The sequence below is a fragment of the Bartonella japonica genome (assembly GCF_040545385.1).
GTDB classification, from domain to species: domain Bacteria; phylum Pseudomonadota; class Alphaproteobacteria; order Rhizobiales; family Rhizobiaceae; genus Bartonella; species Bartonella japonica.
This window is the reverse complement of sequence record NZ_JBEPLT010000001.1, coordinates 318,818-330,181: the sequence shown is the minus strand read 5'-3', so window position 1 is coordinate 330,181 and position 11,364 is coordinate 318,818. Positions and strand designations below refer to the sequence as shown.

Below are 11,364 nucleotides of genomic sequence, written 5' to 3'. Positions count from 1 at the left end.
TATGCTTACTCTAACAGACCTGATCGTACGTTTCAATTGAGAGATAATGAAGACGAATGTTGAAGTAAATAAAAAAGGATATTAAAAGCTCAATTGAAGAAAACAGACACATCAAAATGGATAAGAAGATCAACCACAAGAATAATTTAATGATACAGCCTGATTCTTCATCTGCTCCCCATCAACAACGCCCCACACCTATGATGGAGCAATATATAGAGATCAAAGCAGTGAATAATGATTCCCTGCTCTTTTACCGAATGGGCGACTTCTATGAATTATTTTTTAATGATGCAATTGAAGCAGCTCAAGCTTTAGGAATCACACTAACAACACGTGGCAAACATTTGGGTGAAGATATTCCTATGTGTGGAGTCCCTGTTCATGCTGCTGATGATTATTTACAAAAGCTTATTGCACGCGGTTATCGCGTTGCTGTGTGTGAACAAACAGAAGATCCTATAGAAGCGAAAAAACGTGGATCAAAATCGGTCGTTCGGCGTGATGTTGTCCGCCTTGTGACACCTGGAACGATAACAGAAGAAAAACTCCTTGATCCGACATGTGCAAATTATCTGATGACACTTTCTCGCATCAAAACCAGCGATGGAGAAGAATTTGCCCTTTCCTGGATTGATATCTCAACAGGTATATTTCGTGTAACAGAAAGCCGCCATGACAAACTCTTGACAGACATTATGCGTGTGGACCCACAAGAACTCATTGTTTCTGATTCCTTTTTTCATGACAAAACCCACAAGCCACTTTTTAATGTTCTCGATCGCATTGTTTCGCCTCAACCTGCTAGTCTTTTTGACGTGGTCACCGCTGAACGTGATATTTGCGGTTATTTTAAACTCTCAACCCTTGAAGGTGTTGCTGATTATTCACGATCAGAACTTTCCGCAATTGCGTCTGCCATTCGCTATATCGAAAAAACACAAATCACGCATCGCCCTCCTCTCATGCGCCCTGAACGCCAAAATGAAAGCGATACCCTTTTCATCGATGCTGCAACAAGACAGAGTCTTGAGCTTGTTCGAACCACATCAGGACAACGTGATGGAAGCTTACTCAAAGCTATTGATCGTACCGTAACAGGAGGTGGATCACGCCTTCTTGTTGATCGACTCATTGCTCCCCTCACCACACCTTCTGTTATTGATCATCGTCTCGATTCGATTTCCTTTTTTTTACGAAATACCTCTCTCGCAGAAGCTATAAAGCTCATTTTAAAGGGAGGACCCGATATGCCCCGTGCAGTTTCACGTTTGGCTCTTGGACGTGGAGGTCCTCGTGATATCGCTGCAATTCAACGTGGTTTTGACATCATTCGTGAACTTCATCAACTTCTTAACAATGAATTACTGCCACAAGAAATAAGTGACGTACAACAGGTTTTCTCACATCTGCCTACGGCTTTACATTGTCATTTAGAAAAAGCCTTAGCTGATGATCTCCCTCTGCTTAAACGTGATGGTGGTTTTATCCGTCCTCAATATCATCAAGAGCTCGATGAAATGCGCGCTTTACGCGATGAATCTCGCCGTATCATTGCTGAACTTCAAGCACAATATGCTCAAGAAACAGATATTAAAACTCTTAAAATCAAGCATAATAATATTCTAGGATACTTTATTGAAGTCACAAATATACAAGCATCAGCACTCACAAATAGTCTACAAGCTAAAGCACGTTTTATTCACCGACAAACAATGGCAAATGCTATGCGCTTTACCACTACAGAACTTGCCGATCTTGAAAGCCGCATTGCCCATGCTGCTAACCATGCCATGATGCTTGAACTAGAGATCTTTGATACTCTTGTTCATGAAATTATCGAACAAGTTGATTTCATTCGTAAAGCTGCTGAAGCACTTGCTATTTTAGATGTATCCGTCGCATTAGCACAACTTGCTGAAGAACAAGAATATTGTCGTCCTAAAATTGATCAATCACTTACTTTTCATATCACAGCAGGACGCCATCCTGTGGTAGAACAAGCATTACGCAAGCAAGCAGCAGAACCCTTTGTTGCCAATAACTGCGATCTCTCTGTACAAAATAATCATCAATATGCAGCAATTTGGCTTTTGACAGGCCCCAATATGGGAGGAAAATCAACTTTTTTACGACAAAATGCTCTCATTGCTATTATGGCACAAATGGGATCATTTGTTCCAGCAACTTCAGCCCATATTGGCGTTGTTGATCGTTTATTTAGTCGTGTTGGTGCTTCCGATGATCTTGCACGGGGACGCTCAACCTTTATGATGGAAATGATTGAAACAGCAACAATCCTTAATCATGCAAGTAGCCATTCCCTTGTTATTCTTGACGAAATTGGACGAGGAACCTCAACATTTGATGGACTTTCAATTGCTTGGGCAGCTGTTGAATATCTTCATGAAGTTAATCACTGTCGCGCAATTCTTGCCACGCACTTTCATGAAATGACAGCCCTGACCGAAAAACTTAACCGTCTTCATAATGTAACAATGAAAGTCAAAAATTGGGATGGAGATGTAGTTTTTCTTCACGAGGTTGCACCAGGAGCCGCAGACCGCTCTTATGGCGTACAAGTTGCAAAGCTTGCTGGACTTCCCGAGGCAGTTATTACACGTGCTACAGATGTTCTCTATCAATTAGAACAAGGTGAAATGACTGGAAAAGGACATAAATTAATTGATGATTTACCGCTCTTTTCCCTTAAAGCAGTATCGCCTGTGAATGAAAAAACACAAAAACATTGCGCACTGCATGAAGCTTTAGAAAATATCCACCCTGATGAACTTTCTCCTAAAGAAGCGTTAGAAGCACTTTATCGCCTCAAACAACTGGAATAAATAAAACCCTTTGAATGAAAAAGAACGGACTTCTTTCTTTATTATTCTCATCCACACGGATCATTTATTGTATTAGCAAATCTTACTTTAAGAAGAGATCTAGACATGCTCTGCCTGCTTTTACATTTAGCTCTTGAACATTGACGCCTTCGTGGACACTGCTGCAATCTCGTATCGTCTTTACACAATATGTCTTAAAAAGCATTAAAACCGATACCAAGAAGGCAAGTATACAACAATTTCTGAAACCAATGATTTATTTTTATACAAAAAAGAAATTTGTAACACTCAATAATCCTCTCATCACATTTTTCTTTTTTCAAAAACAGACTCACTCTACCTACAGGCACAACGATAAAATCTAGCGTGCTTTCCTCATTGAATTTTTCCCATTGCAAAATAGCCTCATAGAGAACTGTCATTTTCCTACGTAACAATGTAAACATCACCACAAGTAGGTACATCATACCACTATTTTGTATCATAAAAGATTAGCAGAGGCATTTTATCGCCTCAAACAACCGGAACAAAAAAACCTTTGTTAGCATAACATTGATCAAATTTTCACCAAGCTTTTCATCTTCTACAAACTGGATTTTTTATGCAATCAAATGCTACGAACTGCGCCTTTTGCAGCAGAAGTCGTTAGTGCTGCGTATGCTCTAAGAGCCTTTGAAACTTTCCGTTTACGCTCCTCAGCAGGTTTCCAAGCTACAGTTCCTTTTGCTTCCATTTTGGCACGACGACGCATTATTTCAGCATCATTGACCAACATCTGAATAGTACGATTAGGAATATCTATTTCTATGATATCACCTTCTTCTACCAAAGCAATTTCCCCTCCTTCCGCAGCCTCTGGAGAAATATGTCCGATAGAAAGACCTGATGATCCCCCTGAAAAACGACCATCTGTGATAAGTGCACAAACCTTTCCTAATCCTTTGGATTTGAGGTAACTCGTTGGATAGAGCATTTCTTGCATTCCAGGTCCACCGCGTGGACCTTCATAACGAATTAAAACAATATCACCTGATTTAATTTTATCAGTCAAGATTGCTGAAACAGCTGCATCTTGACTTTCAAAAATTCTTGCCGGACCTTTAAAAGTCAGAATTGATTGATCAACACCTGCTGTTTTCACAATGCAGCCATCTTTTGCAAGATTTCCATACAGAACAGCTAATCCGCCATCTTGCGAATATGCATGTTCGCTATCACGAATCACACCATTTTCACGATCAAGATCAAGGGTTTCATAGCGACAAAATTGGCTAAAGGCCGTTTGTGTTGGAATCCCACCTGGAGCAGCGCGATAAAATTCATGAACTGTTGTTTCATGGGTTTGTTTCACATCCCAGTGCCCAAGAGCTTCTTTCATTGTTTTTGCATGAACCGTATAAGTGGATGTATCGATGAGCCCAGCTGAATCCAATTCACCTAAAAGACCCATAATACCACCAGCACGATGCACATCTTCCATATGCACATTAACAACAGAAGGCGCAACCTTACACAAAACAGGAACACGACGTGAAAGACGATCAATATCCTTTATGGTAAAATCCACCTCACCTTCTTGTGCGGCTGCTAAAATATGCAATACAGTATTGGTTGATCCTCCCATGGCGATATCCATAGTCATTGCATTTTCAAAAGCCTTACGTGAAGCGATAGAACGCGGCAAAACTGTCTTATCATCTTCTTCATAATAACGTTTGACCAATGTTATGATCTGTCGTCCAGCTTCTTTAAAAAGAATCCGACGATCTGCATGCGTTGCTAGCACTGACCCATTTCCAGGAAGAGCAAGCCCTAATGCCTCAATCAAACAATTCATAGAATTAGCCGTAAACATTCCTGAACATGAACCACAGGTAGGACAAGCAGCACGCTCTATTTCAACAATTTCTTCTTCTGTATTCTCTTGAGAAGCTGCCGCAACCATTGCATCAACTAAATCAACGGTAAGATCTTGATTTTTCCATTTAATCTTACCTGCTTCCATAGGACCACCTGAAACAAAGATTGTTGGAATATTCAAGCGTAACGCAGCCATTAACATGCCAGGTGTAATTTTGTCACAATTGGAAATACATACAATTGCATCAGCACAATGGGCATTGACCATGTATTCAACAGAGTCAGCAATAATTTCACGCGAGGGCAAGGAATAAAGCATTCCATCATGTCCCATTGCGATTCCATCATCCACAGCGATCGTGTTAAATTCTTTCGCAACCCCACCAGCAGCAATTATTTCTTGTGCTACCAATTGTCCAAGGTCTTTTAAATGAATATGTCCTGGTACAAATTGTGTAAAAGAGTTTGCAATGGCAATAATAGGTTTACCAAAATCAGTATCTTTCATTCCTGTTGCACGCCAAAGCCCGCGAGCTCCTGCCATATTGCGCCCATGAGTTGACGTCCTTGAACGGTAAGAAGGCATTACTTTTTCCCCTTAAATAATTCCACTTTCTCTTTTGCACTGTAAGCAAATCCAAAAACAAGAGGTCGTGTATTAAAATAAGAAAAATACCTCTATTGAGGCATTTAAATCATAAAACTTTGAAACCATCTATAAGCTCCATTCAACAGCTATTGTGCGTAGCTCAATAGGTTTCTCTCATAACTAAATATTTTTTTACACAATGTTCTTTGAACCATTTGCGAAATCGATAATAGCTAAACTTAGATAACATTGACTTGAGAGAAGTTTAGAATAAGCATTCACTTGAATTATAGAGATCATGGTTGGCACTTTATCATGAAAGCTAAACTTATCGGTAATACTTCTTTATGCAAATACTCTTTTATCCTTTTGATACGTTGATTTATCTTTACTACTTTAGAACAGCTAATATAGTAATTAATGTATAAAGCTTAAGATCAATTTTTTACTTTAAAAAACTATACCATGCATTCACGATTTTTTGCCTTTACTAAGATACTCCTATTTTGAGCTTAAACAAACTGATAGCATCGATAATATGAGCAAAAATATTTGTTTTAAATGTTTCACTGAGGAATATTTATGTTCCTCAATGGTTTCAAGATACCCCTCTGGCTTAAAATGGATAGTTCTCATTGATGAGAGAATCTCTTCTGGATTAAGTTAATATATTGATTTATAATAACTTATTCCTTCGTATATTGAATAATAGCCCTGAATGTCGCGAACTTCTTTTATTTCAAATTTTTTATGATGAATCAACCAAAACCATTCCTATCCACACACCATAAATGGAATTGTTATGTTTGCTTTAGAAAAGACTAAAAACATTTCTTATGCACCATATTAATGCAAGAATTGCTATAATATTGAAAGTTAGAAGATAAACTGGAAGCTAGTAACTAGAATAATAGTGCCGATTTGTGCCTTGCAATCGAAATGGTAACGCACGATATATTTTACATTATTCTCTTTACGGTACTGTTGCAAAATAGACTTATTGAACAATGAGAAATGTCTCTTTAAAAACTACGCAGCATATTAAAGAACTCCGTAAATGAGCAACGCAATTGCATTCTATACTTTGTGAGAAATATGTCCCTATTAAAGAGGTGATAACAAAAACTGTAGAGCAATATGTACATTATAAATATGTACATCATAAATGGCCAATAATTCACGCGTTTCATAGGCATTGCAAAATATCACCTGCCACTTCTTCATTCCTTATTCATTACAGAAAAAGCTTATAAACTCATAAAAGTGCATAGCGGACAATTGTAAACCAACGCACTATAAGCTCACTGAGAAATATGAGGAAACATTACTGTCGAAACAACTGCTATGAAAAGCAGAATACCTTTCCAAAGGCTCTTTTATACAGCCAGTACTTTATATAAGAAATTACCTTTTTGGTGGAGCTAAGCGGGATCGAACCGCTGACCTCTTGCATGCCATGCAAGCGCTCTCCCAGCTGAGCTATAGCCCCACATAAGAAAAAATCTTCCCTAAAGATATGATAATCTTAGAAGGATTTTTTTAAAACGAGAAAAATCGAAGATCAAGAAGAATTTGCATTCTACCAGAACGAACAGCTTTCCGCTTCTTCTTTAAGAGTCATCATCGTTAGAAACACCCCCTCCGAGAATGTCAGATACATCATCATCATCATCTTCATCATGAGATAAGAAAGCATCATCATCATCACCAAGATCAACATCACTATCCTCTAAATCAGGAAGATCATCATCTTTAGAATCATCACCATCCTCTTCAAGAAGCATAAATGCAGATTTTTCAAGTGCTGTATCAAGCTCTTCAGTATCAATATCTTCTTCACTATTTGCTTCAGCTGCTGCAACCTCAAAATAAGAACGTGGATAAGAAATCCCTGTATAAGGCGACACAATAGGATCGCGATTCAGATCATAAAATTTCTTTCCCGTTTCCGGATCAACACGCTTAGTTCCAAGTTCTTGTTTTGCCATGAACCGTGCCTCTTTAGTTAACTATAATTCCACTGAAAAAATGAATTTTATGGTGCTTAATCAAAAAATAGTGTCTTTGTCAAAGATAAATACATCATACACATAGATTTCCTCATGACGCCTTTCAAAGCATATGCTAAAGAATACCTAATTCATAAAATGTAGATAGAATTAAATAGAACTTTCATGCAAAAATCAATACCCATAACTGCCTATAAATCTGCTAGTCTTTCTGGAAAAATTAAGATCCCTGGAGATAAATCAATTTCTCACCGATCTCTTATATTAGGAGGATTAGCGAGCGGTAAAACATATATTCATGGATTGCTTGAAAGCGATGATGTTTTAAAGACAGCAACTGCCATGCAAGCTATGGGAGCCTGTATTCGTAAGGAAAATGATCTCTGGATTGTACATGGAACTGGAAATGGCTGCCTTTTAGCTGCGCAAAATCCTTTAGATTTTGGTAATGCTGGAACAGGTGCCCGCCTTATCATGGGAATGGTTGGTCCTTATCATATGAAAACAACCTTTATTGGTGATGCTTCTCTCTCTAAACGCCCGATGGGACGCATCCTCGCCCCATTGCGGTTAATGGGTATTGAAGTTGAAGCAACCCATGGCGATCTTCTCCCTTTAACACTTTATGGCCCCAAAATGGCTAACCCAATTTGCTACCGCATTCCCATGGCTTCTGCTCAAGTTAAGTCAGCACTCCTACTTGCTGGGCTTAATACTGCCGGCACCACAACAGTTGTTGAACCAATTCCTACACGAGATCATACAGAAAAAATGTTAAAAGAGTTCGGTGCTCAACTTGAGATAGAAACAGATGCAAAAGGAATGCGTTTTATTCATCTCCATGGTCAACCACACCTTACTGGACAAAGAATTGATATTCCAGGAGATCCCTCTTCTGCAGCTTTTCCACTTATTGCAGCTCTTCTCGTAGAAGATTCTGACATCACCATTGAAAATGTTCTTATAAGTAATTCTCGAATGGGGCTTATTGAAACATTATGGGAAATGGGAGCCAAAATTACGCTTTTGAATCAAAGACAAACAGGTGGAGAGACTGTTGCTGACCTGCGAGTCCAATCATCAACGCTAAAAGGTATCACTGTACCCACAGAACGCGCCCCATCAATGATTGATGAATACCCTTCTCTAGCAATAGCTGCAAGCTTTGCGGAAGGAAAAACAGTTATGCTCGGAATTGAAGAGTTGCGTGTTAAAGAATCAGATCGACTATCTGCACTTGCTCAAGGGCTCAAAATGAATCATGTAGAATGTGAAGAAGGTCAAAGCTTTCTCATTGTTCATGGGAAAAACTCTGCAAAAGGATTGGGAGGTGGAAGCGTTATCACACATCTTGATCATAGAATTGCTATGTGTTTTCTGATTTTCGGGCTTGTCTCAGAAAAACCTGTTACGATTGATGATAAACGAATGATTGCTACCAGCTTTCCAGAGTTTATCCCTTTTATACAACAACTTGGAGGGAAAATCTTTTGAAACCTTTTGTTATTGCAATTGACGGACCAGCAGCCTCTGGAAAAGGGACATTAGCACGAAAAATTGCTGCGCATTATCATCTTCGCCATCTTGACACTGGTCTCTCTTATCGCGGTGTTGCATATGCACTTTTACAACAAGCATTAGCTCTCGATGATGAAAAAAAGGCTCTTGCTTATGCCACAGAACTTGATTTTAATACTTTAAATTCAACTCTACTCTCTTCTCATGAACTTGGAGAAGCCGCTTCAAAAATAGCGCTTATGCCTGCTGTACGTAAAGTGCTTGTCGCCAAACAACGTCACTTTGCAAAAATTTTGCCTGGCAGTGTGCTTGATGGTCGAGATATTGGCACTGTTGTCTGCCCCGATGCAGATATTAAGTTTTATGTTCTAGCCAATGTTCAAACGCGTGCAAAACGTCGCTATCAGGAAATTTTAAAAAAAGGAGTTCAAGCAGATTATCATAAAATTCTTGAAAATCTTGAACAACGTGACAGTCGCGATATAACCCGTAAACAAAGCCCACTAAAACCAGCCCCAAACGCCCACTTGCTTGATACATCAGAATTGAGTATAGAAGCAACATTCGCAATTGCATGCACTTTTATTGATCCAATCATAAAAGAGCGTATAATTGGATAAAGTCGTCAAGGTGATTTCCGGCTGAGCGCTAATTTTTCTTCCTGTATTAAGGAAAAAAGCAGGAAGTTACCCAGTGTCAACACTAACCTAGCGCTTATACCTTTATAAGGTATGTATCAGGAGTTCTTATGTCACAATACAATCCCACAACAGCGGATTTCGAAGCTCTTCTCATGGAATCCTTCCAAACTAATGACCTTAACGAAGGATCAGTTGTTAAAGGCCGTATCATTGCAATAGAAAAAGACATGGCCATTATTGATGCTGGACTTAAAGTCGAAGGACGCATTCCACTCAAGGAATTTGGAGCTAAAGGAAAAGATGGTTCCTTACAAATTGGAGATGAAGTTGAAGTTTACATTGAGCGCATTGAAAATGCGATGGGAGAAGCCGTCCTCTCGCGTGAAAAAGCACGCCGTGAAGAAAGCTGGATCCGTTTAGAGGAAAAATTTAATGCCGGTGTACGCGTCGATGGAGTTATCTTTAGCCAAGTAAAAGGTGGCTTTACAGTCGATCTCGATGGTGCTGTTGCTTTCTTGCCTCGCAGCCAAGTTGATATTCGCCCTATTCGCGATGTTTCGCCTCTCATGCACAATTCACAATCCTTTGAAATTTTAAAAATGGATCGTCGCCGTGGAAATATTGTTGTTTCACGTCGTACTGTCTTAGAGGAAAGCCGTGCTGAACAGCGTTCAGAAATTGTACAAAATCTTGAAGAAAACCAGATCGTTGAAGGTGTTGTGAAAAACATCACCGATTATGGTGCCTTTGTTGACCTTGGAGGAATTGATGGCCTCTTGCACGTCACAGATATGGCTTGGCGACGTGTAAATCACCCATCTGAAGTCCTCACAATTGGTCAAACGATTAAAGTTCAAATCATTCGCATTAATCAAGATACACACCGTATCTCTCTTGGCATGAAACAGCTCGAAAGTGATCCTTGGGAAAGTATCAGTGCTCGATATCCAATTGGTAAAAAAATTACCGGAGCTGTTACAAATATTACAGATTACGGTGGTTTTGTTGAAATTGAACCAGGAATCGAAGGCCTCATTCACGTTTCCGAAATGAGTTGGACAAAGAAAAATGTTCACCCAGGAAAAATCCTCTCTACTTCACAAGAAGTAGAAGTGGTTGTTCTTGAAATTGATCCTTCTAAACGGCGTATTTCCCTTGGCTTAAAACAAACATTTGAAAATCCATGGGTTGCTTTTGCTAATAAATTCCCTGTTAATTCACAAATCGAAGGAGAGGTTAAAAACAAAACAGAATTTGGTCTCTTTATTGGTCTTGAAGGCGATGTTGACGGCATGGTTCACCTCTCCGATCTTGACTGGAACCGTCCTGGTGAACAAGTTATTGATACCTACAAAAAAGGTGATGTCGTTCAAGCTGTGGTCCTTGATGTTGACGTTGAAAAAGAGCGTATCTCTCTTGGAATTAAGCAACTTTCTAGCGATAAAGTTGGAGAAGCAGCAGCCTCTGGCGAACTTCGCAAAGGAGCTGTCGTAACATGTGAAGTTATCGCTGTTAATGATAATGGCATTGAAGTCAAATTGATTGACCACAATCTTGAAACAACCATTCGCCGTGCTGACTTGGCACGTGATCGTGATGAGCAGCGTCCTGAACGCTTCGCAATTGGTCAAAAAGTTGATGCCCGCATTACTGCTTTTGATAAAAAAACACGTAAACTTTCTGTATCTATAAAAGCTTTAGAAATTGCAGAAGAAAAAGAAGCCGTTGCACAATATGGTTCTACAGACTCAGGTGCTTCTCTTGGTGATATTCTTGGTGCAGCCTTGAAAAAACAAGAACAAGAATAGTTGTAAATTTTAAAATAGATATTGAAATTAAGGTCGCTTATCTTTTTAGCGACCTTTTTTATATTTCAAAATAATTGTCTGTTTGTTTGTTCA

Annotated in this window: 6 protein-coding genes and 1 tRNA gene; 4 read left to right on the top strand and 3 right to left on the bottom strand. The window is 39.2% G+C overall.

The window, feature by feature from the left end; genetic code table 11:
• Positions 1 to 116 precede the first annotated feature (116 nt).
• Positions 117 to 2,846 carry a DNA mismatch repair protein MutS gene (gene mutS, locus ABID39_RS01395; protein ID WP_354185279.1) on the top strand — a complete coding sequence of 910 codons (2,730 nt, stop codon included), beginning with the start codon at positions 117 to 119 and terminating at the stop codon, positions 2,844 to 2,846.
• Between the two features lie 607 nt (positions 2,847 to 3,453).
• Here the strand turns inward: mutS and ilvD are convergent.
• From ilvD to ABID39_RS01380, 3 genes are all read right to left on the bottom strand, one after another.
• Positions 3,454 to 5,292 carry a dihydroxy-acid dehydratase gene (gene ilvD / locus ABID39_RS01390; protein ID WP_354185277.1) on the bottom strand — a complete coding sequence of 613 codons (1,839 nt, stop codon included), beginning with the start codon at positions 5,290 to 5,292 and terminating at the stop codon, positions 3,454 to 3,456.
• A 1,416-nt stretch (positions 5,293 to 6,708) separates the two neighbouring features.
• Positions 6,709 to 6,784: transfer RNA gene (locus tag ABID39_RS01385), tRNA-Ala, on the bottom strand.
• Between the two features lie 121 nt (positions 6,785 to 6,905).
• Positions 6,906 to 7,283 carry a TIGR02300 family protein gene (locus tag ABID39_RS01380; RefSeq protein WP_354185275.1) on the bottom strand — a complete coding sequence of 126 codons (378 nt, stop codon included), beginning with the start codon at positions 7,281 to 7,283 and terminating at the stop codon, positions 6,906 to 6,908.
• A gap of 186 nt (positions 7,284 to 7,469) precedes the next feature.
• Here ABID39_RS01380 and aroA point away from each other — a divergent pair, with 186 nt between their 5' ends.
• The 3 genes from aroA (at position 7,470) to rpsA (ending at position 11,271) form a co-directional block, all read left to right on the top strand.
• Positions 7,470 to 8,798: a 3-phosphoshikimate 1-carboxyvinyltransferase gene (aroA, locus tag ABID39_RS01375; protein ID WP_354185273.1), complete on the top strand. Its 1,329-nt coding sequence runs from the start codon at positions 7,470 to 7,472 to the stop codon at positions 8,796 to 8,798.
• Positions 8,795 to 9,442, top strand: coding sequence for a (d)CMP kinase (gene cmk / locus ABID39_RS01370; protein WP_354185271.1), 648 nt, complete (start codon positions 8,795 to 8,797; stop codon positions 9,440 to 9,442). The genes aroA and cmk overlap by 4 nt, the downstream gene beginning before the upstream one ends.
• 128 nt (positions 9,443 to 9,570) lie before the next feature.
• Positions 9,571 to 11,271, top strand: a complete 1,701-nt coding sequence (gene rpsA, locus ABID39_RS01365; RefSeq protein WP_354185269.1) for a 30S ribosomal protein S1 — start codon at positions 9,571 to 9,573, stop codon at positions 11,269 to 11,271.
• The last annotated feature ends 93 nt before the right edge of the window (positions 11,272 to 11,364 follow it).

What these genes read in the sequence shown, in the direction of transcription:
- ilvD (WP_354185277.1), bottom strand. Translation starts at nt 5,292, where the DNA reads ATGCCTTCTTACCGTTCAAGGACGTCAACTCATGGGCGCAATATGGCA.
- mutS (WP_354185279.1), top strand. Translation starts at nt 117, where the DNA reads ATGGATAAGAAGATCAACCACAAGAATAATTTAATGATACAGCCTGAT.
- aroA (WP_354185273.1), top strand. Translation starts at nt 7,470, where the DNA reads ATGCAAAAATCAATACCCATAACTGCCTATAAATCTGCTAGTCTTTCT.
- rpsA (WP_354185269.1), top strand. Translation starts at nt 9,571, where the DNA reads ATGTCACAATACAATCCCACAACAGCGGATTTCGAAGCTCTTCTCATG.
- ABID39_RS01380 (WP_354185275.1), bottom strand. Translation starts at nt 7,283, where the DNA reads ATGGCAAAACAAGAACTTGGAACTAAGCGTGTTGATCCGGAAACGGGA.